At 65.6% G+C, this 24,470-nt stretch carries 23 protein-coding genes, 1 tRNA gene, 1 pseudogene and 1 riboswitch; of the genes and pseudogenes, 15 read left to right on the top strand and 10 right to left on the bottom strand.

The annotated features are described in order from the left end of the window. Positions 1–10 precede the first annotated feature (10 nt). The gene (locus DAA40_RS05755; RefSeq protein ID WP_106848693.1) at positions 11–1,216 is read right to left on the bottom strand and encodes a CaiB/BaiF CoA-transferase family protein; all 1,206 of its coding nucleotides are present in this window, start codon (positions 1,214–1,216) and stop codon (positions 11–13) included. Between the two features lie 226 nt (positions 1,217–1,442). Between DAA40_RS05755 and DAA40_RS05750 the strand changes: the two genes are divergently transcribed. The 5 genes from DAA40_RS05750 (at position 1,443) to DAA40_RS05730 (ending at position 6,585) form a co-directional block, all read left to right on the top strand. Continuing rightward, the gene (locus DAA40_RS05750) at positions 1,443–3,083 is read left to right on the top strand and encodes an AMP-binding protein (RefSeq protein WP_106848692.1); all 1,641 of its coding nucleotides are present in this window, start codon (positions 1,443–1,445) and stop codon (positions 3,081–3,083) included. A 356-nt stretch (positions 3,084–3,439) separates the two neighbouring features. Beyond that, entirely contained in the window at positions 3,440–4,024 is a 585-nt protein-coding gene (locus DAA40_RS05745; RefSeq protein WP_158716261.1) for a hypothetical protein, read from the top strand. Between the two features lie 392 nt (positions 4,025–4,416). Beyond that, positions 4,417–4,878: a hypothetical protein gene (locus DAA40_RS05740; RefSeq protein WP_158716260.1), complete on the top strand. Its 462-nt coding sequence runs from the start codon at positions 4,417–4,419 to the stop codon at positions 4,876–4,878. A 286-nt stretch (positions 4,879–5,164) separates the two neighbouring features. Further along, positions 5,165–5,749, top strand: coding sequence for a hypothetical protein (locus DAA40_RS05735; protein WP_158716259.1), 585 nt, complete (start codon positions 5,165–5,167; stop codon positions 5,747–5,749). A 218-nt stretch (positions 5,750–5,967) separates the two neighbouring features. Continuing rightward, positions 5,968–6,585 (top strand): hypothetical protein, encoded by a 618-nt coding sequence (locus DAA40_RS05730; protein WP_158716258.1) that lies wholly within the window; start codon positions 5,968–5,970, stop codon positions 6,583–6,585. Positions 6,586–6,699: 114 nt separating this feature from the next. Here DAA40_RS05730 and DAA40_RS05725 read toward each other — a convergent pair whose 3' ends face one another. Together DAA40_RS05725 and DAA40_RS05720 are read right to left on the bottom strand one after the other, a co-directional pair. Then, a complete protein-coding gene (locus DAA40_RS05725; RefSeq protein ID WP_106848687.1) occupies positions 6,700–7,722 on the bottom strand; it encodes an NADP-dependent oxidoreductase in 1,023 nt (340 codons plus the stop codon). Positions 7,723–7,748: 26 nt separating this feature from the next. Beyond that, complete coding sequence (locus DAA40_RS05720; protein ID WP_106848686.1) at positions 7,749–8,150, bottom strand: DUF4259 domain-containing protein; 402 nt, start codon at positions 8,148–8,150, stop codon at positions 7,749–7,751. A gap of 165 nt (positions 8,151–8,315) precedes the next feature. On the opposite strand from DAA40_RS05720, the gene DAA40_RS05715 reads away from it, so the two are divergent. The 7 genes and pseudogenes from DAA40_RS05715 to DAA40_RS16120 all read left to right on the top strand — a co-directional run bounded on the left by DAA40_RS05715 (position 8,316) and on the right by DAA40_RS16120 (position 13,149). Next, positions 8,316–8,388: transfer RNA gene (locus tag DAA40_RS05715), tRNA-Lys, on the top strand. A 77-nt stretch (positions 8,389–8,465) separates the two neighbouring features. After that, a pseudogene (locus DAA40_RS05710) lies at positions 8,466–8,708 on the top strand (IS3 family transposase); the annotation flags it as partial. Between the two features lie 186 nt (positions 8,709–8,894). Beyond that, positions 8,895–9,010, top strand: a riboswitch (SAM riboswitch). A gap of 258 nt (positions 9,011–9,268) precedes the next feature. Then, entirely contained in the window at positions 9,269–10,138 is an 870-nt protein-coding gene (locus DAA40_RS05705) for a MetQ/NlpA family ABC transporter substrate-binding protein (protein WP_106848684.1), read from the top strand. A 2-nt stretch (positions 10,139–10,140) separates the two neighbouring features. Further along, the gene (locus DAA40_RS05700; protein ID WP_106848683.1) at positions 10,141–10,914 is read left to right on the top strand and encodes a methionine ABC transporter ATP-binding protein; all 774 of its coding nucleotides are present in this window, start codon (positions 10,141–10,143) and stop codon (positions 10,912–10,914) included. After that, a complete protein-coding gene (locus DAA40_RS05695; protein ID WP_106848682.1) occupies positions 10,911–11,582 on the top strand; it encodes a methionine ABC transporter permease in 672 nt (223 codons plus the stop codon). The genes DAA40_RS05700 and DAA40_RS05695 overlap by 4 nt, the downstream gene beginning before the upstream one ends. A gap of 22 nt (positions 11,583–11,604) precedes the next feature. Next, positions 11,605–12,624, top strand: a complete 1,020-nt coding sequence (locus DAA40_RS05690; RefSeq protein WP_106848681.1) for an isopenicillin N synthase family oxygenase — start codon at positions 11,605–11,607, stop codon at positions 12,622–12,624. A 384-nt stretch (positions 12,625–13,008) separates the two neighbouring features. Next, the gene (locus DAA40_RS16120) at positions 13,009–13,149 is read left to right on the top strand and encodes a hypothetical protein (protein ID WP_158716256.1); all 141 of its coding nucleotides are present in this window, start codon (positions 13,009–13,011) and stop codon (positions 13,147–13,149) included. Here DAA40_RS16120 and DAA40_RS05685 read toward each other — a convergent pair. Together DAA40_RS05685 and DAA40_RS05680 are read right to left on the bottom strand one after the other, a co-directional pair. Further along, positions 13,140–13,802: a response regulator transcription factor gene (locus DAA40_RS05685; protein ID WP_106848680.1), complete on the bottom strand. Its 663-nt coding sequence runs from the start codon at positions 13,800–13,802 to the stop codon at positions 13,140–13,142. The two genes, DAA40_RS16120 and DAA40_RS05685, sit on opposite strands and share 10 nt — an antisense overlap. Next, entirely contained in the window at positions 13,799–14,917 is a 1,119-nt protein-coding gene (locus DAA40_RS05680) for a sensor histidine kinase (protein ID WP_158716255.1), read from the bottom strand. The genes DAA40_RS05685 and DAA40_RS05680 overlap by 4 nt, the downstream gene beginning before the upstream one ends. Positions 14,918–15,092: 175 nt before the next feature. Between DAA40_RS05680 and DAA40_RS05675 the strand changes: the two genes are divergently transcribed. Next, the gene (locus DAA40_RS05675) at positions 15,093–17,276 is read left to right on the top strand and encodes an MMPL family transporter (RefSeq protein ID WP_106848678.1); all 2,184 of its coding nucleotides are present in this window, start codon (positions 15,093–15,095) and stop codon (positions 17,274–17,276) included. Next, complete coding sequence (locus DAA40_RS05670) at positions 17,273–18,067, top strand: phosphotransferase family protein (protein ID WP_158716253.1); 795 nt, start codon at positions 17,273–17,275, stop codon at positions 18,065–18,067. The genes DAA40_RS05675 and DAA40_RS05670 overlap by 4 nt, the downstream gene beginning before the upstream one ends. A gap of 515 nt (positions 18,068–18,582) precedes the next feature. Here DAA40_RS05670 and DAA40_RS05665 read toward each other — a convergent pair. The 5 genes from DAA40_RS05665 to DAA40_RS05645 form a co-directional block, all read right to left on the bottom strand. Then, positions 18,583–19,563, bottom strand: a complete 981-nt coding sequence (locus DAA40_RS05665) for an NAD-dependent epimerase/dehydratase family protein (RefSeq protein WP_106848676.1) — start codon at positions 19,561–19,563, stop codon at positions 18,583–18,585. A gap of 28 nt (positions 19,564–19,591) precedes the next feature. Beyond that, positions 19,592–20,158 (bottom strand): hypothetical protein, encoded by a 567-nt coding sequence (locus DAA40_RS05660; protein ID WP_106848675.1) that lies wholly within the window; start codon positions 20,156–20,158, stop codon positions 19,592–19,594. Continuing rightward, entirely contained in the window at positions 20,155–21,306 is a 1,152-nt protein-coding gene (locus DAA40_RS05655; protein WP_106848674.1) for a cytochrome ubiquinol oxidase subunit I, read from the bottom strand. Before DAA40_RS05655 ends, DAA40_RS05660 begins: the two co-directional genes overlap by 4 nt. 744 nt (positions 21,307–22,050) lie before the next feature. Further along, positions 22,051–22,815 carry an alpha/beta fold hydrolase gene (locus DAA40_RS05650; RefSeq protein WP_106848673.1) on the bottom strand — a complete coding sequence of 255 codons (765 nt, stop codon included), beginning with the start codon at positions 22,813–22,815 and terminating at the stop codon, positions 22,051–22,053. After that, positions 22,815–23,429: a dihydrofolate reductase family protein gene (locus tag DAA40_RS05645; RefSeq protein ID WP_106848672.1), complete on the bottom strand. Its 615-nt coding sequence runs from the start codon at positions 23,427–23,429 to the stop codon at positions 22,815–22,817. Before DAA40_RS05645 ends, DAA40_RS05650 begins: the two co-directional genes overlap by 1 nt. Before the next feature lie 87 nt (positions 23,430–23,516). On the opposite strand from DAA40_RS05645, the gene DAA40_RS05640 reads away from it, so the two are divergent. Beyond that, positions 23,517–24,335 carry a helix-turn-helix domain-containing protein gene (locus DAA40_RS05640; RefSeq protein ID WP_106848671.1) on the top strand — a complete coding sequence of 273 codons (819 nt, stop codon included), beginning with the start codon at positions 23,517–23,519 and terminating at the stop codon, positions 24,333–24,335. The last annotated feature ends 135 nt before the right edge of the window (positions 24,336–24,470 follow it).

The raw sequence follows: 24,470 nt of genomic DNA, 5'->3' as shown, positions 1-24,470 counted from the left end.
TCCGTCGAGTTTAGGGCGGCCCGATCAGCCCACGTGTGAGACGCCCGGCCTGGCGGCGCTCAACGTTCGCGGTCGGCCACCCGAGGGCGCCGGCGTCCTTCGCCTGCTGGATCTGGTCGGCCGAGTAGCCGATGCCGGCGAGGATCTCGTCGTTGTTCTCGCCGGCGGGCGGCGGCGCCTTCGGCGCGTCATTGACCGTGCGGCTGAACCGAGGCGCGCCGACTGGCTGGGGGACGCCGTTGATCTCGGTGAAGACCCCCCGTTCGGTGTTCGCGGGGTGCACGAACGCCTCGTCGGGGGACAGGATCGGCGCGACGCAGGCGTCGGTGCCCTCGAAGACCTGCTCCCAGTGGGCGCGCGGCTGCTTCGCGATCGTCTCGGCGAAGCGGGCCTTGATCGCTGGCCACTGCTCGCGGTCGTGCTGGTGCGGCAGGGATTCGGGGTCGATATCTAGTCCCTTGAGGAACTCGGCATAGAACTGCGGCTCGATGCAGCCGACGGCGAGATACCCGCCGTCCGCGCACTCGTAGGTGTCGTAGAAGGGTGCGCCGCCATCGAGCAGGTTCTCACCGCGCGGCTCGCTCCACTGACCGGCGCCACGCAGGCCGAAGATGAACGAGGCGAGCTGGGCGGCGCCGTCCACCATCGCGGCATCGACGACCTGGCCCTTGCCGGAGCTCGCCCGCTCGACCAGCGCCGCGAGGATGCCCAGCGCCATCAGCATGCCGCCGCCACCGAAGTCGCCGAGCAGATTGGCCGGGAACTGCGGCTTGTCGCCGGACTTGCCGAGCATGTGCAGGACGCCGGTCATCGCGATGTAGTTCATGTCGTGGCCGGCGGTCTGCGCGAGCGGGCCGGTCTGGCCCCAGCCGGTCATGCGTGCGTAGACGATGCCGGGGTTGCGGGCGGCGAGGTCGTCAGGGCCGAGGCCGAGTCGCTCGGTGACGCCGGGACGGAAGCCCTCGACGAACACGTCAGCCTCGTCGCAGAGCTTCAACAGGATCTCCAGCGCCTCGGGCTTCTTCAGGTCGAGGGTGATCGAGCGGCGGTTGCGCCGCACCGGGTTGCCGTCGCCGGTGTTGGCGCCGCCCTTGGTGCCACCGGGCCGGTCCACGAGGATGACCTCGGCGCCCAGGTCGGCCAGGATCGTCGTCCCCATCGGGGCGGGTGCCAGGCTGGCGATCTCGATGACCTTGATGCCCTTGAGCGGTCCCATGCGGTGTCTCCCTCTGCGGCGTCCGCCGCGGCTAGGTTCTATACAAACGTGCGGTCTGTCGTCGATTAAATCGCGGCCGTCGCACGGTGCATAGCCGGGCAGGCTTCGTGACCTAGCCAACAGCGCTGCGAGTCGGCAGAATGAGGCCACCGTGGGCTGTCCCGAGCCCATCCTCAACACGCTGGCGTTGATCCCGCAACGCCCCCGTACAGCACCGGAGTTGCGAATGACCGGAGAGGCCTACCGCAAGGGCGAGGACACCCCGCCACTGCTGACCGAGACCATCGGCGAGATGCTCGAGAAGACCGTCGGGCGCTTCGGCGACCGCGAGGCGATCGTGGAGGTCCAGAGCGGTCGACGGTGGACCTGGCGCGAGCTGAACGAGGACGTCGACCGGGTCGCCACGGGCCTGCTCGACCTTGGTGTGAAGAAGGGCGATCGGGTCGGCATCTGGGCGCCGAACTGCGCCGAGTGGACGATCACGCAGTACGCGACAGCGAAGATCGGCGCGATCCTGGTGAACATCAACCCGGCGTACCGCTCGCACGAGCTCGCCTACGTGCTGAACCAGTCCGAGATCTCGATGGTCATCGCGATGGTGTCGTTCAAGACCAGCGAGTACAAGCAGATGCTGCTCGACGTCCAATCGGAGACCCCGACGGTCAGAAAGCTGATCTTCTTCGGCGAGGACAGCTGGAACGACCTGATGTCGACCGAGGCGGACGTCGACCGGATCCACGAAGTGATGAACGGCCTCGAGCAGAACGAGCCGATCAACATTCAGTACACCTCGGGCACGACCGGCTTCCCGAAGGGCGCGACGCTCTCGCACCGCAACATCCTCAACAACGGCTACTTCATGACCGAGACGCAGGCGTGGACGGAGGAGGACCGGGTCTGCCTGCCGGTGCCGTTCTACCACTGCTTCGGCATGGTGATGGGCAACCTCGGCGCGCTCACGCACGGCACCTGCACGGTGATCCCAGCGCCGGCGTTCGATCCGGTGATCACGCTCGATGCGGTCGTGGCCGAGAAGTGCACCGCGCTGTACGGCGTACCGACGATGTTCATCGCGATGCTCGCCGAGCTCGACAAGAACCCGCGCGATCTGTCGTCGCTGCGCACGGGGGTGATCGCTGGCTCGTCGGCGCCGATCGAGGTCGCCAAGCGGATCGTTTCGGACATGAACATGGAGGGGATCACGAACTGCTACGGCATGACCGAGACCTCCCCGGTGTCGTGCCAGACGCGCATGGACGACAACCTGCAGCGGCGTACCGAGACCGTCGGTCGGGTGCTGCCGCACATCGAGATCAAGGTCGTCGACCCGGCGACGGGTGAGACCGTGGGGTACGGCGAGACGGGCGAGTACTGCACCAAGGGGTACTCGGTGATGCTCGGCTACTGGAACAACGAGGAGAAGACCGCCGAGGCAGTCGTCGATGGGTGGATGCACACCGGCGACCTCGCGACCATGGACGAAGAGGGTTACGTCAACATCGTGGGGCGGCTGAAGGACATGATCATCCGCGGCGGCGAGAACGTGTACCCGCGGGAGATCGAGGAGTTCCTCTACACCCATCCCGACATCGAGGACGTGCAGGTGGTCGGCGTCCCGGACGAGAAGTACGGCGAGGAGCTGTGCGCCTGGATCAAGATGAAGCCCGGGGCGTCCGAACATCTCGACTCGGAGCGGGTGCGGGAGTTCTGCAGCGGCAAGATCACCCACTTCAAGATCCCGCGGTATGTGATCGTCGCCGATGAGTTCCCGATGACGGTGACCGGCAAGATCCGCAAGGTAGATATGCGGCAGACCTCGATCGAGCAGCTTGGCCTGGAGAAGGCCGCCGAGATCAAGCACGCCTAGGTTTCGGCAGCCCGCGACCGCACAGCCACGTGGTGATTCCCGGGGTGCCTAGAAGTCCTCTCTTCCGGCCTGTGGTCGCGCGGGGGTGGGGGCGGGCCACCCCGTCGGCGCGCACGGCCGCCAACCGCACGTTCGTCTCTGTCCAGCGGCCAAGACGCAGCCCGCGAGTGCGACCCCACGTTCGTCGATGACGGCCGGACGCCGGCAGAGACGCCTCAAGCCGCCAGTGCTCGTGTATCAGTCGATGACCGCGAATCGGTCTGTGGACAACGCTGGTTTGACCGTCGTGCGCTGGTTATTCTGTGGCGGCTGGAGCTCGAAGCGAGCGAGGGACGCCGACGAGCGGGGAGTGCACGATGGGCCGTGTCATGCGATGGGCCGCAGGGATGATGGTCGGCGCGTTCGTGATGACCGGCGCGGGATGTACCGATGAGCCCACCCAGCCCACCGACCTTAGCGATGCAACATCGTCCGCTACCGCCTCTGAGACTTCGGAAGTCTCGTCCGGCAGCGAGTCGGCCGCTTCCGCGAGCTCGTCGTTCTCCCCGGACGAGCAGGCGGTGGTCGATCAGTACAAGGGTTACTACAACGCGATCTACACGTTGACGACGCCGACCGACGACGAGGTTCGCGCCGCCTTCACCCCCTATGCCGAACAGCATGTGGTCGAGAACTGGGTGAAGGTGTTCCAAGAACTGGCGACTGAAGGAAGCGAGCCAGGTGGCGAAATCCAGTTTGGTCCGCTCGAGGTCGCCATTACGGGGCAGGTGGCTGTGGTGATCGAATGCCGCGACGGCACGTCAGAATTGGTCATTTCGTCGGCGGACAAGTCTACGAAGTCTCACGGTTCTCCGGAGACGAAGGTGGTTGCAGAGCTGTTCCTTAGCGATTCCGGCGAATGGCTGGTGCAAGAAGCTAATGCGACGGAGGGCGGGTGCTGACGACCGGACGGCGAGCTATTGGGCTGGCCGTTGGTCTTCTAATCGTCGCGGCGCCCGGTTTTGCCGATGATGTTGGGGCCGAAAAGCAAGCCAACTCGGTTAGCGTCCGCGGTAACACGAGCGACCGCGGCAGCGGAAGCAGCTCGAGTCAGCCACCGGCGGGAAGCGAAACCTCGACCATCACTGCTCGCGGCGATACTGCGGCCGTGCCCGTAAGCCCGTTCGTCGCAGCCGGAGCTCCACCTATAGGCACGTGCGGGTTGTTGGCCGCCACGAATCCGCGCTGCCAGCCAGCGCCGGTAACAGCGGCGCCGGCGCCTGCGCCGGCGTTGCCTTCGCCGGAGGTGTTGGCGCAGTCAGCTGTCACGTCGGTGACGGTGGTGACACCGGAGGTGAGTCTGGATCCTTTCTATCTGCTGCAGGATGGTCGGCGGGCGACGTTGAAGAACGTACACACCTGGGTGTGGATGAACTCCTCGCAATGGACGACTCTCACGCCGCGGGTCGAGGTCGGCCCGGTCTGGGTGCAGGCGACGATTGCTCCGCACACGATCATCATCGACCCGAACGATGGTGCGACCGCGCAGAAGTCCTGCGCCGGACCGGGGACGCCGGTTCCGGCGGGCACTCCGATGGATGAGCCGTCGCCTACGTGTTCGGTGCAGTTCACGCAGGAGACCGACGGTGGTTCGTGGAATGTGACGGTGCAGGTTGCTTATTCGGTGACCTGGACCGGCTTCGACGGTACGAGCACCGTGGGCGGCACTCTGCCCGACCTCGTGAGCGCACCGGCGACGATCCCGATCGCCGTCCTGACGGCGAAGCCGGAGCTCATCGACCCGAACTCCGACTGACGGGCCAGGCGGCACAGAACAACATGTCCCCAGCTGCGGCGGGATTGCCGCATCCGGGGACAACTACCGACCAGTAACCGGCGAGGCGGAGTTCTGTGCAGGCAGGCTGCCTTTTCGAGATCTTTGAGCGCACCTCGGCAGTGCTGCAGGAGCTTTCCGGATTGGGCGGGAGTATTCGTCGCAGATGGCGTTGTGGACAACCCTGGTTTGACCGTCGTGCGCTGGTTATTCTGTGGCGGCTGGAGCTCGAAGCGAGCGAGGGACGCCGACGAGCGGGGAGTGCACGATGGGCCGTGTCATGCGATGGGCCGCAGGGATGATGGTCGGCGCGTTCGTGATGACCGGCGCGGGATGTACCGATGAGCCCACCCAGCCCACCGACCTTAGCGATGCAACATCGTCCGCTACCGCCTCTGAGACTTCGGAAGTCTCGTCCGGCAGCGAGTCGGCCGCTTCCGCGAGCTCGTCGTTCTCCCCGGACGAGCAGGCGGTGGTTGATCAGTACAAGGGTTACTACAACGCGATCTACACGTTGACGACGCCGACCGACGACGAGGTTCGCGCCGCCTTTACCCCCTTCGCGGAGCAACCCGTCGTCGAGAACTGGGTCAAGGTGTTCCAGCAGTTTGCCGCTGAAGACAGAAAACCTAGCGGAGGGATCACGTTCGGTCCACTCGAAGTGGTCATTGTGGGGAACGGCGCGACGGTCATAGAGTGTCGCGACGGCAGCACCGAGGAGATGGTGAGCATTTCCGGTGGTCAGGTCGTCGCGAGGGGAGGACCCGGCACCCGGGTCGAGGCGCAACTCGTCATCGAGGATGCGGGCAAGTGGATGGTTCATTCGGCGGTCGCGACGAATGAGGCATGTTGACTAGGCTCAGCACGGTCGTTGTGAGCGCCTGCTGCGGCGTGCTGATAATAGGCGTCAGCGCCGCGGGTGCTGCACCGAGCGCCTCTACTGATCCGAGCAACGGAACTGCCTCCGTGGACGGAAGTTTCCATGGTGAGGAACCATCGCCACCACCGCCTGCAGCTGCGACGCCAAGTAACGTCCCAGCCGCTCCCCGAAGGTCTCCTGATCCGCCCCCGATGACGGTCGAGCAGGCTAGTTGGGCAGGAATCTGTGCTGTCGGCCTCACGGGGTGCCCGTCTGGTCCTCCCCCCGCAGCGCCTGCGCCGGAGTTGCCTTCGCCGGAGGTGTTGGCGCAGTCGGCTACCTCGTCGGTCACGGTGGTGACGCCGGAGGTGAGTCTGGATCCTTTCTATCTGCTGCAGGATGGTCGGCGGGCGACGTTGAAGAACGTACACACCTGGGTGTGGATGAATGCTGCACAGTGGACGACTCTCACGCCGCGGGTCGAGGTCGGCCCGGTCTGGGTGCAGGCGACGATTGCTCCGCACACGATCATCATCGACCCGAACGATGGTGCGACCGCGCAGAAGTCCTGCGCCGGACCGGGGACGCCGGTTCCGGCGGGCACTCCGATGGATGAGCCGTCGCCTACGTGTTCGGTGCAGTTCACGCAGGAGACCGACGGTGGTTCGTGGAATGTGACGGTGCAGGTTGCTTATTCGGTGACCTGGACCGGCTTCGACGGTACGAGCACCGTGGGCGGCACTCTGCCGGATCTTGTGAGCGCGCCGGTGACGATCCCGATCGCCGTCCTGACGGCGAAGCCGGAGCTCATCGATCCGAACTCCGACTGACGGGCCAGGCGGCACAGAACAACATGTCCCCAGCTGCGGCGGGATTGCCACATCCGGGGACAACTACCGACCAGTAGCCGGCGAGGCGGGGTTCGGAACCGGCAATAATCCAGGCTAGAGGCGGATGACCCGTCTGCCGAGGTTCTCGCCGCGATACAGACCAGCGATGGCGCCCGGAGCGCTGGACATGCCTTCCAGAACGTCCTCCCGATAGGTGAGCTCGCCGGCGCGCACCATGCCGGCCAGATCAGCGACGGCCTCCTGGAGGCGGTCCATGAAATCGAAGGCCAGCAGCCCTTCGACCCGGGCCCGGGTGGTGAGGATGCGCCGCTCGATGCGCGGACCGGTGGGCCACGGGTCCCACGACGAGATGGACGCCGTACCGCACACCACCATCGCCGCGTGGGTGTTCAGATGCTCGAGGACGGCGTCCGTGATCGACCCGGCGGTGTTGTCGAAGTAGCGGTCGACGCCGTCCGGCAACGCTGCCGCGAGGTCATCGACGAAGGTCGACGAGCGGTAGTCGACCGCGGCGTCGAACCCGAACTCGTCGACGCACAGAGCGACCTTCTCAGCGCTGCCGGTGATGCCGACGGTCCGGCATCCGATCGCCTTGCATAGTTGGCCGACGAGCGAGCCTACGGCTCCGGCGGCGGTCGAGACGACGACGCTCTGACCAGACTCGGGTCGCAGCACCTCGCGGACGCCGGCCCACGCCGTCAGGCCGTTGAGACCGAGGACGCCGAGACTCAGCGAGAGCGGCAGGTCGTCCTCGGTGACCTTGCGCCAGATCGCATCGGCGCCGACGGTGGCGTACTGCTGCCAGCCGAGCATCCCCATGACCTTCGTGCCGACGGGGTAATCGGGGTGCTGCGACTCCACGACCTCGCCTGCGGCGAACGAACGCATGACGGCACCGATCGGCACGGGCTCGGAGTAGTTGGCGACCGCGCTCACCCAACCCCGCATCGCCGGATCGACGGAGAGGTACTCATTGCGGACCACGACCTGACCCGCCGCCGGAGCAGCAACGGGCTCCTCGACGATCTCAAAGCACGACTCGTCCGGGATGCCCGACGGACGCGCCGTCAGGATGGTCTTGGTGTTGGTGCGGGCAGGCGCGCTCGAGTCACTCACGAGAGTGAGTGTAGGCGGCTGGATCGCTAGCGCAGGGCGCGCTGGATCTTGCCGATCTCGCCGCGGATCTTCTCGAGACGCCCCGACTCGATCCACAGCTCGGCGAACTCGCTGTTCTCCCCGAGGATCCGGGTGAGCATCGTGCGCGCGTTCGGCAGCAGTGCACCCACCACCTCTGTCGGGATCTTTGAGACGGCATCGAGGACGTCGGGGGAGGTGACCTCCAGGCGCTCCAGCTTGGCGGCGAGCAGCGCCGCCACGGCGTACGCCTCGGTGCCGTCGACCTCGTCCATCTCCTCGTCAGGATCGGGCACATCGAGGATGTCGGTGAGCAGCTCGGCTACTGCATCGGGCTCGGAATCGTTGATCTCACCGACCAGGTCAAGGGCGTCGTCATTCTCGAACGGGCCGGTGCCCCATGCACCCATCTATCTCCTCCTGCGCGTGGTTGTACCCGGACATCTTCGCAGGGGCCACACGCGTAGCGCTACCTGCACGATGCGAAATCTGCCGGACCTGCGGTCTCGGAGCCGTCGGGAAGTGTGTCGGGCACGCCGTATGATCGTGGGCGGACGTCGCCATAGGCGGCTCCTGGGCCTCTAGCTCAATTGGCAGAGCTGCGGACTTTTAATCCGTAGGTTGTGGGTTCGAGTCCCACGGGGCCCACTATCCGGGGGGTCATTCCGCGGGCTGAACCGTCCCAGGTTTGATGCCGCTTCCTTTCGAGTTGAAAGGACGGGGTTATGCCAAGGAAGATTGATGTTGCTGCCCGTGAGCAGGCGGTGTGGCCGGTGCGCGCGCACCAGGGCGAGTACCCGTCTCGGGCGAAGGCGATCGAGGCCGTCGCTCGCCAGGAAGGTGTCGAATCGTTGCGTCGCTGGGTGGTGCAGGCTGAGGTCGATGCCGGGGAGCGTGATGGGCAGGCCAGCGAGGAAGCCGCCGCGCTCAAACGGCTGAAGGCCGAGAACCGCCGGCTGGGTGATGAGCCCTGACGGTCGCGACGGACGAGGGCGCCAACGCGGGCCACAAGCCCGCCTCGCTGTGGCCGCGATGCCCGCCCATCCTGGAGCCTTGACGTGTCTCGATGCAACTGCGCTCGAGGAGTCGCGCGACGAGGGTAGCGGAGCGGCCAGTTGTCAAGTATTCAAACGTCTGCTACGGTCGCTCGCGAAGGTAAAGAGATCCAGCGCCAAGCCCTAGCTTGCTGGACGGCTTCCCTCAGCCACTGCGGGGTGCCCTAGGTGAATACCTGATCCGGGCCTCAGCCGAGGTCGGATAAAAGTGGTCGCCGCCTCAGACGGTGACTGAAGATCACGGGGTCTCGATGGAAATCAGCTTCCGCGGCTGCAATGTACCGACGTCATGCGCGTCGCGAATGTGCTGTTGTCGCTGAACTAAGTTCCGCTCGCGGACGAGCCGTCGCCTCGCCGTAGACCCCCGGCACCACCCCTTTCCAGCGCTCAGTCGCTGTTCTTTGTATGCCATCGTCCCCACACCTGCTGTGCCAGGTGTGCCGGCGAGGCATGACCACCCACGAAGGAAGATCATGATTCGCACCCTTTCCAGCCGCGCCATCTACCGCGCGGCAGTCGCCGTCACCGCCATCGCCCTCACCGGATCGCTATCAGCCTGCGGGTCCTCCGATGAGGGCGGCTCGAGTGATCCCCTCGTCGTCATGGCGTCGTCGGTGCCACACAGCGAGATCCTCAAGGAGATCCAGAAGGAGGCCCTCCTCGGTGACACCGAGATCGAGATCAAGGAGATCTCTGGAGACATCGACCCCAACCAGCTTCTCGAAGCCGGGGATGTGGACGCCAACTACTTCCAGCACGATCCCTACCTGAAGTCGTGGTCGGCTGAGCACCAGGTCGACGACCTCGTCAACGTGGCGAAGGTGCACGTCGAACCCCTGGGCGTCTACTCACAGAAGGTCAAGAGCCTTACCGACGTCCCCTCGGGGGCTACGGTCGCACTGTCGAACAATGTCAGCAACTTCGCGCGCGGGCTGTTCCTGCTGCAGGACGCCGGACTCGTGCAGCTGAACGTGAACGCCGACGATCCCGGACTCGACTACAGCCAGGTCACCGAGAAGAACGTCGTCGGCAATCCGCATAACCTGTCTTTCGTGCAGATCGACCCGGCACAGTTGCCCAACACGCTGTCCGACGCGAAGATCGCGCTGAGCGTCATCAACGGCAACTACGCGCTCGAGGCCGGGCTCAAGCCGGCGGAGGACGCGCTCGCGTTGGAGAAGGTCGACGGCAACCCATATGCCAACACGCTCACGGTCAAGAAGGAGCTAGCCGACGACCCGCGCGTGAAGGATCTGACCGAGGCACTCGAGTCGGAGGAGATCGCGAAGTGGATCGACCAGACCTATGAGGGCTCCGTCATCGCGGTCAACGGGACCAAGTAGCGATGATCGAGATCGTCGACCTGCGCAAGGAGTACCGGGGCGCCGATGGACCGGTCGTTGCCCTGCGTGACATCAACCTGTCGATCGCGCGAGGCGAGATCTACGGAATCGTCGGACGCAGCGGCGCAGGGAAGAGCACCTTGCTGAGGTGCCTGAACCTACTCGAGCGCCCGACCTCGGGCGAAGTGCTGCTCGACGAGAGGTCGCTTACCGGCCTGTCGAAGCGGGCCTTGCGCGGGGCGCGCCGCGACATCGGCGTCGTCTTCCAGCATTTCAACCTGTTGAGCTCACGTACGGCGCGGGGGAACGTGGAGTTTCCGCTCGAGATCGTCGGCGTGCCCCCGCAACAGCGCCGCGAGCGGGCACTCGAGCTGCTCGAACTGGTGGGTCTGGCCGACAGATCGGAGTCATACCCGGCGCAGCTGTCGGGCGGTCAGAAGCAGCGCGTCGGCATCGCCCGGGCGCTCGCAGCCGACCCGAAGGTATTGCTGTGCGATGAGCCGACCAGCGCGCTCGACTCGGCCACCACCGAGCAGATCCTCGATCTGGTCATCGACATCAACCAGGAGCTCGGTCTTACCGTCGTGGTGATCACGCACGAGCTCGACGTCGTACGGCGGGCCTGTGACTCGGCAGCACTGCTCGCCGACGGGGCGGTGGTGGACGCCGGTCCCCTGGCCGAGCTCGTCGGCGGCTCGTCGCCGCTCGGACAGCTCCTCGAGCACAAGCCGGTCATACCGCGCTACCTACAGCAACGGCAGAGGATGCTGCTATGAGGAAGACGACCGTCGGAGAGGCGCTTCCCGAGCTGTGGGAGGCCCTCGGCCAGACCGCTCTTATGGTCTCGGTCGCCTTCGTTCTGACCGTCGTGATCGGGGGCGCAGTCGGCGTCGTGCTATACATCACGAGCCCGAGCGGACTCTGGCCGCAACGACTCATCAATGCCGTGACGGGTGCGATCGTCAACATCGGACGCTCGCTGCCCTTCCTGATCCTGCTGATCGCTCTGATCCCGGTCACCCGGGCGATCGTCGGGACGGCCTTCGGACCGGAGGCTGCGATCGTGCCACTGACGATCGGGAGCATCCCCTTCTTCGGCCGAGTGGTCGAGTCGGCGCTGCGCGAGATCGCGACCGGCAAGATCGAGGCCGCGCAGGCGATGGGCTCGACCGGCTGGCAGATCGTGCGCAAGGTGCTGCTTCCGGAGTCGCTGCCCGGGCTGATCGCGGCCGCCACCCTCACGCTCGTGATGCTCATCGGCTACTCGACCATGGCCGGCACCATCGGCGGCGGTGGTCTCGGCGACTTCGCCATCCGCTACGGATACCAGCGCTTCAACACGCCGGTGCTGTTGACCGCCGTCGTCCTGCTCATCGTCCTCGTACAAGCCGTCCAGTCGGTCGGCGATCTCCTCGTCCGTCGCCGGCTGCGCCGGACGTCCTGACTAACGAAAGCGAGCAATCCTGATGAACACCACTGTGGAGCGCGCCCTCACCCTGCCAGTGCTCGACCTCGGCACGCTCGACGATCCCACCAGGGAGCGCGAGTTTCTGGACGACCTGCGCGCAGCGACGAGCGAGTACGGCTTCTTCTATCTCACCGGCCACGGCGTACCAGTCGACCTTCAGCGACGACTGATCACCGTGGCACGAGAGTTCTTCGCGCTACCGGTCGCCGAGAAGCTCTCGATCGACAAGCTCAACAGCCCGCACTACCGGGGCTATTCGGCTCTCGGCAACGAGCTCACCCGAGGGAAGCGAGATGAACGTGAGCAGATCGACTTTGGAGCGGAGCGCGAGCCCTCCACACTCGAGGCGGACTGGGCGACGCTCATCGGACCCAACCAGTGGCCGGCAGCACTTCCCGAGCTGCGCACGGTCATCGAGCAGTGGCGTTCGGAAGTAGAGCGCGTCGCCAGGAAGCTGTTGTCGGCGTGGCTGGTCTCGCTCGGTCAGAGCCCGCGGCTGCTTGACTCCGTCTATGAGCCGGCCAACGAGCTCATCAAGGTCGTGCGCTATCCCGGCCGTACGGCGGGCCAGTCCGACCAAGGTGTCGGTGCCCACAAGGACGGCGGAGTGCTGACTCTCCTGTTCGTCGAACCGGGCAAGGCAGGACTGCAGGTCGAGAAGGACGGCGAATGGATCGACGCCCCGCCGGTCGAAAATGCATTCATCGTCAACATCGGCGAGATGCTTGAGGTGGCCACCGACGGCGTCCTGAGGGCGACCGTGCACCGGGTCGTCGCTCAGGAGGGCGAGGACGACCGGATCAGCGTCCCCTATTTCTTCAACCCGAACTTCGACGCGTCGTTCCCCACGTGGGAGCTGCCGCGTGAGTACGACGGGTTGCGGCGCGGCGTCACCCGCGATCCGCAGAACCCCATCCACGCCAGCTACGGGCTCAATGTGCTCAAGAGCCGGGTGCGTAGCCACCCGGACGTCGCCGAGCGCCACCATCCCCACCTGATCGGCAAGTACAGCGCGTAACCCCAGGCAGCCGCGGGTTGGTTGTGATGTCCAGGGACATTGGCGCAAGGCGCAAACGAGCACAACTAGTGCAGCGCGGATCACCGGGCTCGCGGTGAGCACCTACGCGCGGACGTCGCCGGTGTCATCAGGTTCGAGCAGGCGCTGGCCGACATCGCCGCTAGGTCGCTGGCCGAGCTCGCGGTGACATCCGGGTACGCCGACCAAAGCCACCTCACCCGCGACGTCGTCCGCTATGCGGGTGAGCCCCCGCATGCCCTGCGGGCGGCGCGACGCCCCACGGCGTACACGGCAATCGGCGCTGGACCAGGCTGAGCGGTCGCGACTGCGGCTGGCCTCAGCCAGCACAGGCGGACGACGGCGGTTCGCCTGAATGGCCGCGGATTGACCCGTCAGCAACGGGCCTACGAGATGATGCAGTCGGCCTGGCGACGGCCCGCTTCGGGCACCTGGCCTGACTGGATGGACGAATGGGAGATCCCGTTCGCCGAGGCCATCGACCACTCGGAGAAGTGCTACTCGTGAGTGGGATCGACGAGCCCAGCGCGGTAAGCCAAGATCACCAGCTGAGCGCGGTCCCGCGCGCGCAGCTTGGTCATCAGGCGGCTCACGTACGTCCTGGCTGTCTCGGGGCTGAGGTAGAGAGCTTTGCCGATCTCGTCGTTGGTCAGCCCTTTGCCGACCTCGGTGAGGATCTCGAGTTCCCGCTCGGTGAGCCCGGCCAGTCCAGCTTCACGAGCGCGCCGCGTGGGGAGGCGAGCGAATCGGTTCATCAACTGGCGTAGAACCCCCGAGGTCATCTCCGCTTCGCCTGCGTGCACCCTGCGAACTGCCCGCCGCAAGTCCTCTGCGTCGATGTCCTTGAGGAGGTAACCATCGGCCCCGGCCGCAAGCGCCTCCACGATGTCGTCCTCGTCATCGAAGGTGGTAAGGACAAGAATTGGGCAGCCGCGCAGAGTCGGGTCCTGCCGGATCGCGCGGATTGCTTCATGGCCGGTCATGATCGGCATCTGTAGGTCCATCAAGAAGACGTCCGGCCGTAGCTCGCGACCGAGCTGGACCGCTTGGCGGCCATTGCCTGCCTCGCCGACGACCGTGATGTCCTCAGCGGCCTCGAGAATCGACCGCAAGCCCTCCCGCAGTAGCCGCTGATCGTCGGTCACGAGCACCTTGATCATCTGATCTCCTTCGGAATCCTCGCCTCGACTCGCCACCCGGTCCGGTCCGCTTGGACATCGAGGACGCCTCCCAAGTCGATCACCCGTTCGCGCATCCCGCTCAGGCCGTCGCCCAGACTGACCGGCGACCCGATGTCGTTGCATCCATCGTCGCTGACTGTCACGACGACGTCAGCAGACGGTGCTTCGATGACCTGCACCTTGATGGTCCGCCCGTTCGAGTGCTTCAGTACGTTGGTGATGGCCTCTTGAACCAGGCGGTAGATCGCCGACTCGACCGGAGGTGCAACGCAAATCGGCGCCACTTCGAGGTTGACGTCATAACCCGCCTGCTGAGGTGTCTGGATCAATGTCGGCAGGTCCACAATCCCCGGCACAGTGTCGTGGTCGGCGCCACCTCGAAGAACGCGAACCGTCCGACGCAGGTGGGATAGTGCCTCGGAGATCGCGGTGCGCACCATGGCGAGTGACTGCGTGCGTTGGGCTTGGTGGGCTTGTTGGTCCTGAGCCAGCCCGGCGTACAGCGACGCGACTGTCAGGGAGTGCCCGATCGAGTCATGCAGTTCGCGGGCCAGGGACAGTCGGTCGTCCCGGATCCTCGCATCGTCGTCCATCTCCCGCTGACGGTTGAGGAGGCGGGTGACCTGGTCGCGACGCAGGCGAAGCTGACGGGTGGTCCGCACGGTATGCCCCAAGGCGATCACGGCCGCGATTAGGGTCGCATGCGAGGCCAATTCATACCCGAGCACGAAGGCCAAGTCCTGACGGTCCGCCACTCGGTAGGCGGTCGCCCCGGCCAGAGTCCCGAATCCCGTCAGCACCGCCGCGCGCGTGTATCCCATCTCCGCGGCGGAGTAGAGCGCTGCCGAGATCGGTACGGCTACTCCAGCGGCGGGGAAACCCGCCGCATGGTAAATAAAGTAGCCAATCGTGGTGAGCAGCAGGACCAGAATAGGATGGGTTCGGCGCACGGTCATCAACAGCCCTAGGCCTATCGCCCATAGGTAAGCGATCGGGCTGACGGTTTCCACGCCCCCCTGCCCGGACGAGATGATGACGGCCACCACTGACGCGACTCCGATCGCGAGGATCAGATCAACGTGCCGCGCGTTCACTATGGGCCCTCCACACATCGATGCTAAGCCGCATCGGTAGCGCGATGACATCTCCTGGGAGCGATCGGATCGTCGCCTAGCCCTGTCGAGACAGTCTGCGCGCTCATCCAGCGTCGAAAAGTCTCCTGTTGGCTACACGATTCTCGCTCTGGGGCAGGTGTCCACCTGACAAGGGATGCCTAGCGTCCCGAAGGTCCCCTTGGAACTGTGCAGAGGAGCTTACGTGATGGAACGTCTGGCATTGGCGTGTCAGCGTCTACGATTCGTCGTAGTCGCTGGGTGGATAGCAGTGGTGGCGGCGGTGACGGTACTGGCTGGTGCTGCCGGAGGAGACGTCAGTGACGACTATGCCCTCCCTGGATCCGAGAGCCATCACGCGGCCGCCCTTTTGAAGGAGGCTGGGTTCGATCTCGAGGCCGGAACTCAGGCCCAGCTCGTCTTCAGGGTGGACCGGTCTGACGATCAGGCAGCGTTCCAGCAGCAGGTGGATTCTCTGGCTGAAGACGTGAGCGAGAGGATCCCGGAGGCGCGGGTGATTAGCCCGTACTCGCCTGAAGCGCACCGCCAGGTCTCTGCCGATGGTTCGATCGCCTTTGTGTCGGTGCAGCTCCCGACCATGCCGGCCGAGGATCTCGCCGACCTACAGGAGCGACTGGGTCAGATTCAGCAGGATGCCGACGCGCTCGACTTCGAGATCGGTGGTGTTCTGGTGGAGCAAAACGCGCAGTCCGGCCCACCCAGTGAGCTCGTCGGCATCGTGGCCGCGATGATCATCTTGCTGTTCGCGTTCGGATCGATCTTCGCGATGGGGTTGCCAATCCTCATCGGAGTGATGGGCGCAGCCTGCGGTCTGGCCGTCGTGGGCCTTGGCGCGCGATGGGTCGAGATGCCCAGCTTTGCCGCGCCCGTGGCAGCGATGATCGCGATCGGCGTCGGAATCGACTATGCCCTGCTCGTGGTGACCCGGTTCCGCGAGTCGATCCGAGGCGGTGAATCCCCAGATGACGCGGTGATCACCGCGCAGGCGACTGCCGGACGTTCGGTGCTCTTCGCAGGCGTGACCGTCGTGATCGCCTCGCTCGGTCTTGTTCTCATGGATCTGAAACTCATCACCGGAGTCGCGCTCGGCATCGCTGGCTCGGTGCTTGTGACGATGCTCGCAGCGGTGACGTTGTTACCGGCCATGCTGAGCATCGTTGGTAACCGCATCGACAAGTGGTCCGTGCACCGTCGGCGCAGTGATCGTGAGGAGGGGAAGATGGCTCGGGCGTGGAGCCGGCAGGTGCAGCGGCATCCCATGCAATGGGCAATGGCCGCGACCTTGCTACTTCTGGTCATAACCGTGCCCGTTCTCGACATGCGCCTGGGATTCTCCGACGCCGGTACCAAGCCGGAGAGCGACACCTCTCGCGAGGCGTACGACCTGATGGCTGAGGGCTTCGGCCCTGGCTCGAGCGGACCCTTGGTGGTCGCTGCGCGAGTTGGTCCTGCCGGCGACTATATCGATACTCTGCGGGATGCGATCAGCTCGACGGACGGCGTCCACGAAGTCAGCCCTGCCCTGTATAGCGAGAGCGGTGACGTCGCCGTCCTGCGAGTGATCCCAACGACGGGTCCGCGAGATGCTGAGACGACCGAGCTCCTGCATCGACTACGCGAGGACACCATCCCCGAGATCCTCGATGGCTCGCAGGCCGAGGTCGCCATCGGCAGTGCTACAGCCGCGGCCGTGGACTTCGCCGACTACACAGCCGAGCGCCTTCCGCTGTTCCTGAGCGTCGTATTGGGGCTGGCGATGCTGCTGCTCATGGCCGTGTTTCGAGGGGTTGCCGTGGCCGTCAAGGCCGTTCTCGCGAACCTGCTTTCCATCGGGGCTGCATTCGGCGCGACCGTCGCTGTCTTCCAGTGGGGGTGGGGGGTGGACCTGTTGAACCTGGGGGCCAGCGGACTCATCGAGGCGTGGGTGCCGATGATGCTGATCGCCATCGTATTCGGGCTCTCGATGGACTATGAGGTCTTCCTGCTGTCGCGGGTCAAGGAGGAGTACAACCATTCCCGGAACAACGCGCACGCGGTGGCAGAGGGTTTGGCCCGCACTGCTCGAGTGATCACTGCCGCGGCCGCGATTATGATCTGCGTTTTCGGCAGCTTCGTGCTGGGCACCAGCCGGGAACTGCAGCTGTTCGGTTTCGGACTGGCCTTCGCCGTCCTGGTGGATGCGACACTCGTGAGACTCGTCCTGGTGCCCTCGCTCATGGAGTTGCTGGGCGAGCGCAACTGGTGGCTACCCAACTGGCTGGACAGACTCCTACCCACTGTGGTCATCGAACGCCGCACCGAGTTGGAGGTACGACCGTGATCGGGAATGACCACGTCGTCGCGACGTGCGACGACGGTACGATCATCCGCCGGCGCCGCCGTCCGGAGTCCGCAGAGATGGATCTCGCCCAAGAGGCCGCGCTGTTGGGCCGTATCGCCGAGACCTTGCCGCTGCCCGTGCCGGAGGTGCGGGCGCTTTCGGCGGACGGCACGTCGATAGTCATGAGCCGCGTCCGTGGAGAGCCGCTGCTGACGTCGATCGCCGACGTCCGGAAAAGCCATGCAGCGCGCCTCGGAGCACAGCTAGGCGCCTTCCTGACCGCGCTGCACTCTATTGCGGCCGATGACGTCCACGACCTGGTGCCAGTGCAGTCATGCCCCTTGGCGGAGTATCACGCCGACGCGGTGCGGATCGCCGACACGATCCGCGCTGAGCTCCCCGGTCGAGTGGTGGGCCCCCTGGCCGACTTCCTCGCGACCCCCTTGCCGAGCTCTGTGCGCCAACTCCGCCTGTGCCACAACGATCTGGGTGCCGAGCACATCTTCGTCACCTCGCCCGCCCTAGAGATCACCGGCATCATCGACTGGTCCGACGCGGCCCTCAGCGATCCCTGTCTCGACCTCGGGCTGATCTGGCGCGATCTCGGAGAGACCGGGCTTGTTGCTGCCCTGATGTGGCTGCAGACGGATTTCGGCGCCGATGAGGCGTTCTTGGAGAGGACCCAGTTCTACGCGCGTGTCAAGGCGCTGGAGGACTTCGAGTTCGGCCTCAGGACCGGGCGCCGTGACTACCTGGCGAATGCTACGCTCGCCCTCAGTAGGCTGTTCTGATGGCTGGCTGGGACACGCCGACGCTGATCGGAGCTGGGGATCCGGCGACCCCCTCCCAGTGGAGTCCAGCAGACTGGTGTACGACGTCACCGAGCGAGCGTGTCCTGCGGGAGTAGGCGCGATCACCGCTGTGATCCTTCGAGTGAACCTTCCGGGCGAACGGCCAGGTCATGTCACACAGCGATCAGTGCATTAGCCCGGTAGCGCGCTCTGAGGCCTACGAAGGCGCCACGTCGGTAGGCAAGTGCAGCGAGCAACGGCGCACCGGTGAAGACCCGGGACCATGCGATGAACATGGGGGACGCGCCAGCGTCGAGACCCAGAGTGATCAAGGCAGAGGGGATCCCCCACCTCAGCGCAACCGCGACGGAAACCCAGATAGAACGCGGGTTATTCATCGCAGGTCGCACGGAGCGGACCTGCGCAATCCGCAGGACATGGCCGCTGTGCGACCTCGCACAGCCAATCTTCACCGACCCGACACGGTGGGCCTTGTCCCGCTGCGCGTAGTGCGCTCAGCAAGCGGCTGCCAGGGCCGTATCGTCGATGGCGTCGTCGGCGGCCGTCCACGAGACGAAGGTTCCGTGTCGCAGGTGCCACTTCGTACTCCGCGCGACCTTTTGGTCGATGCTCATCGGGCGCCAGTCTAGAAGAGCGCGGGCACGAGTCACGTCGGCGACCACGTGTTGGCTGCGCGTGGCGGTAAGGAGGAGGTCTGGGGCGAGGACATCCTCTTCAACCCTGACCAGTTCGAGATCGGCATCCATACCGGCCGCGATCTGTCGGATCCACGACCCGATGTCATACGGTTCCGGCTCGGCGATGTTAATGGTCTGACCGCGTGCGGCGGGCGCATACAGCGCCGCCTCCACCGCGCCGGCCACGTCATGCACATATGCGCGCGAGAGCTTCAAGTTGGCGGCTCCGACCGGGATGCGCCTTCGCCCCGCCGCAATCCGCCGGATCACGAAACCCTCACGGCATTGACGGTCGTACGGACCGTAGACCATGGGCAGACGCAGAATTGTTGCGCCGTAGGTCTTCCAGGCGTCTTCGACGTCCAATTTCTCATAGTCGCGCGGGACACCCGGCGGTGCCGATTCGGCGTAGAGGTAGCGAGACTTGCGAAGCGGCGCGTTTTCCGAGAGCGGGCCGTCGCTCACCCGAGTATCCGTAACGAAACCGCTCCAGGCGGCATAAACGTCCTGGCTAGAGAGCACGACGGCGGGCAAGCCGCGGAAGGCGGCGACCGCTTGGGCGGCGTCAGCGCGGGTCAAGGCGTAGCAGTCGACCACGGCATCGGGCGAGAAGGAACATAATGACGCTCGTACGTCGAGTAGGCTCTCGCGGTTCACGTGAAGGTGTTCGGCGCCGCCCAGCTCCGACGGTTCCGCTAGGCCGCGATGTACGAGAAGAACCTGGTGACCGCGACGCAACAGTCGCCGTGAGATCGCCCTGCCGATGAACCCCGTTCCACCCAGCACCGTCACACGCATCGCGCCACCTCCATACGTCGCACGGGCGTCAACCCGGCCACTCTGGCACCGACGGACGGTCGCAGGGACGTGTCTGCCTCACGCCCTGGGCGCGCCGTGCGTGCAGTCGGTTCAACCACCACATCAAGGCTAGGCCAACTACAAGTACGGGTGGGACGACGACGACTAGCAGATCGGCGCCGCTGCCGGGTTCGGGCGCAGGCCGCAGCACCGCCAATACGACCAGCGTTGCGCTCGCGCCCAGCAGCTGCCCTCGGGCGCCGAGCGATACCAGTCGTCGCCAGCCCGCCCCGCCGCCGGAGCGGGGGCCGAGCCACAGCCCGATGTCGCGCACCATCCAACCGGTGACAAACAGGGTGGGTGCCCACGGCGCTGCGGCGTAAACAGCGTGCGCGGCACCGGGGAGCACTCCGTGGAAGACGCCGAGCAATACCAGCGTCCAAGCTTCGGTCCCCAAGAACCGGTAACCGATCTTGCGCAGTCTCGCGCTGCCGCCGGAGCCGTTGGCCCGCGCGGCGAGGAATATTGTGGGCACCTCCAGCGCCAGCCAACCAACGAGCACCACGATCGGGAGGAGTACTTCCGATGGAATCACGACGACTCCAGTGTGAAATGCCCTGCTGCGTTGGACCCGGGCGCATCCGGCTCGTCCGTGCGGGCCGCCCGGGCCATGAGCCGCCAGCCCAGGACCGCGGCCGTGAGCCCGAAACCGACGAAGGCGACGGCCATGGCTAGTAGCTGGCCAGGGGGCACGGGGGCAAGGGCTTCGGCCACGGTAACCCGGCCGAAGAGGAACCATGGCTGCCGGGACTCCTCCCGATAGAGCCAGCCCAAGAAGGTCGTGACGAGAGGAATTGCTACACCGTTTGCCAGCAGCGGCCGCCAGAACGGCTGCCGGGTGAGCGCCCCGGACAATGCGAGCGGCAACAGGACGAACCACGTGATGACGGTGACTAGCACCCCCACCAGCATCATCAGTGCGAGCGCAACGCCGAAGGCGCCGGCCGCGGTGGTGGTCGGACGCACCGCGGCGAACTGGATGACCCCTGAGGCTACGGAAAGCGGCGCGGCCCACGCGACCACCACGATGCCGACGCGCACCAGCCGCGCAGCCACCTCGGCGTCCCCGCTTCGTCGCAGCACGCGCGCTCCGGCAGCTGCCGCCCAGAAGCCGCCGACGACCAAGGATGTGGCTAGCACGTGGCCAAGCACCGTCAACGTGGCGGGGCGCATCACCAGCGCTTGGATGTCCACAACACCGAGAACTGCATCGTTGAGCGCAATCGGGTAGTGCAGGAAGCTGTTTGCGCCGATGATGTAGGTCGCGGAGGCGTAGGCCGTCAGGATGACGCCCCAGAACACCAGAGCGCGCACCCGGCGTCCGAGGACGCCGTCGCTGGCTAGCCAGATGCCGAGCAGCGTGGACTCAAGGAAGAACGCCACCGCGGTCTCCAAGGCGAGCATGGTGGCTATCGGGTCATACGCTAAGGCGCCCGGTCCACTCCACACGACCGCCATCTGCAACTCCATGACCAGACCAGTCACGATTCCGACAGCGTAGTTGGTCACGTACATCCGGCCGAGCAGCCGCAGGACCGCATCGCCGGTGGTGGAAGGTCGCAAGGCATTGCGGGTCGACCAGATCGCGATGATCGGGCCCAACCCGAGGGTCGTGGCGACGAAGAGGTAGTGCAGCCCTGCTGTGGTGGCAAATAGCAGCCGGGCGATCATCACCGGATCCATCAGTTCACCGATTGCTGGAGAAACCAGCGACGGCGAGGCCGAGAACCCGAATCCCGTGCTTGTACATGGGCCCTGACATTAAGGAATGCCCATCCTGGCGAACATCGGCGCTGGAGCGACAGGGTTATCGCTTGAAAGCGACACTGTCTCCGGACCGGCTCGCGCCGGTCCTGCCAAGGCTGGATAGGCGTCCAATTGCCGACTCTTGGATCGAGGCGACGCAGGCTTCGGAGGTCGTCACTGATTCCCGGCGCGGCGAGATTTCGGGTCCACATGAGCGGTGAGGCATGGTCCTCCAGCGACACCTCCCGACTCATCTCTTCATCGCGGACCAGGAAGCTCGGACGTGGGCTGCGACCCAGCTCGTGGGTCACCCGTCCTCGACGGCGAGGGGGGCGACTTTGAGTCGCGACGCGGAGTCAGGACCGCGTTGGCAGGTGGCATCTGTTCTCCTGGATCAACGATGGTTGGCCCATCCGGGCCGGCCACCCTTGGTTTGGTCATCTGACGCTTCAGCGGTGAGGAACTCGTCCCCCACCTCTGTACGAAGAACCCGCGCATGCCGTCCGAACCGGCGTTTCACCGGACAGGGGTGACCCGCCGTCGCACACCCAAAGTCCGTGTCCCGCCACCCGCGGGACACGGTGCTAGCGATGGAGCCACTTGGTTCTCGACCTCGTCGATCGCTCTTCGCAGATGTCGGCCCGTTTCGGCTGGCTAGGGGATGGCCGACCGGTGGATCTGTCAGCTACGGCGAATGGGCATGTGTGTCGCGGTTGGAGCCTCCAGGAAATCTCGAACGACCGTGGTGATCTCCCGAGGCTTCTCATTGAGCAGCTGGTGAGAGGTTCCCGGGATCACGGCGAGCTCACCGGCGGCCAGAGACTGGTAGAGCGCAATCTGGCTCTCAAGTGTGACGATGTCATCGTCGGCGGTCATGATCAGCGCTCGGCCCGGGTAGGAAGAGAGAGCGTCGACGGGTGCGACATCGGTGGCGGCCAGCTCGGCGACCTTGCGGACGAGGACCGGGAAATGCTCGCGCCCATCCGGTGAGAGCTGGGCGTACCTATCCACGATGGGCGCCGGATATCCGCCATCAGCGGCATCCTGGGCGGGTGGTTGGGGTCTGATGATCCAGTCGGCGGCGCGCAGCGCCGAGCTGATCATGGTCAATGAGCGCACCAAGTCTGGCCGGTGGATCGCCACCGATGCGGCAACCATGCCTCCGGCGCTGTAGCCGATGACGTGAGCTGGCCGCCCGGCGATGGATTCGATGACGGCGGCGGCGTCGGCACTCATTTCTTCGAAGGTGAAGGCGCCTGTGTCGGCGCTGCGTCCGAATCCCCGCCGGTCATAGCCGATGACGTGGAAACGATCGGCGAGCTCGAAGAGGTTCGTTTCGAAGTTCGCTGTATCGCTCATCCCGCCGTGCAGAAGGACGACCGGGTCCCCGGTTCCGCGCTCTTCGATCCATAGGGAGGCGCCACGAATGGCGCGGTAGCTGCCCATTAGTCGTTTCCTTCCAGATGGCTGGACGAACCCTTGTCGGGGGCGTAGACGATGGCGACCGTGCCCATGCTGGTGGTCGCGATGTCGATGAGCCGCAGCGTCCGGGGCGTGGGGAGATCGGCGAACAGTTGCTTGCCGGTCCCGAGTAGCAAGGGGTGGATGAACAGGCGCAGCTCGTCAATGAGGTCGGCTGCTACCAGCTGGCGAACCACGTTGCCGCTGCCGAGGATGACGACGTCGCCCTGCCCGTCGTCCTTGAGCGCTCGCGCGGCCGTAATCAGCTCACCGCGCAGCGGTGTGGCGCCGTGCCACCGCAGATCCCGAGGCGTTCTGGACGCGACATACTTGGGTAGGGAGTTGAGACTGGCCGCCATCGGATCGTCATGGGACTGGTCGGGCCAGAAGGCCGCGAGCTTGTCGTATGTGCGGCGTCCAAACAGGTAGGCCGTCGTGCGGCCAAGGCTGGTCGGTTCGATGACCTCGTGCAGTGCGTGGGCGTATCGGGCGCCCCAGCCGCCGTGCTCGAAGCCGCCGGAGCGGTCTTCGTCAGGAGAGCCGAGACCTTGCATCACCCCATCGACGCTCAAGAACTCGACAGCCACTAGTCGCTTCACGGTGGACCACCCTTCCTCGTCTATCTCCGATGCTGCTGCCCGAATGCCGTGGTGGCTTGAAGAAAACTGACCGGCGATACTCCGTAGATGGGCAATCCACAGCTGCAGCGGCACCGCGTGCACCCGAGCCTGGTCGGCATGGTCGCGGGAATCGTGGGCTTCACCGAGCATTCCGAAGCTGTCGTCGAGCGACGCCAACCTGCAGGCAGCCTGGTACCGCTGGTGATCTCCTTCGGCGATCCGTTCGAGGTCGTGGCTCTGTCGGACGGCGAGGGCGTGGGCCGCTACTCGTCCTTCGCCGTCGGATTCATGCCCGGACACGCCACCACCCGCTTCGCGGGTACCCACCAGTGCGTGCAGGTCTACCTGACTCCGCTGGGCGTCTATCGGCTGCTCGGTCTGCCGGGTGCAGTGCTCGCGCGGAGGGTGGTCGACCTTGATGATGTCGCGCCGTTCGTGTGCGGTTCGTTGCCTGATCGGCTCGCGGCGGCGACGTGGGCTGAGCGCTTCGACCTCGTCGAGCAGGCCCTGCGCTCCGCCGTAACACGGGGGCCCGAGCCGGAGCCTTTCGTGGCCTGGATGTGGGATCGACTGCGTCGTTCGGGTGGCCGCGCGCGTATCGAGAACCTGGTCGCCGAAACGGGCTGGAGCCACCGGCATGTAGCCACCCGGTTTCGACACCAGGTCGGGCTATCGCCGAAGGCGGCCGCCGGTGTCATCAGGTTCGAGCAGGCAGTGGCCGACATCACCGCTATGTCGCTGGCCGAGCTCGCGGTGACATCCGGGTACGCCGACCAAAGTCACCTCACCCGCGACGTCGTCCGCTATGCGGGTGAGCCCCCGCATGCCCTGCGGGCGGCGCGACGCCCCACGGCGTACACGGCAATCGGCGCTGGACCACGCTGAGCCGTCGCGACTGCGGCTGGCCTCGGCCGGCACAAGCGGACAACGGCGGTTCGCCTGAATGGCCGCGGATTGCGCCGTCAGCAACCGACGTCACTGGTCCTCTCGGTGCTGGCTGCATCCTGCTCGCGCTCCTCC

The organism is Blastococcus sp. Marseille-P5729 (assembly GCF_900292035.1).
GTDB lineage: Bacteria > Actinomycetota > Actinomycetes > Mycobacteriales > Antricoccaceae > Cumulibacter.
This window is presented reverse-complemented; position numbering and strand designations above follow the sequence as displayed.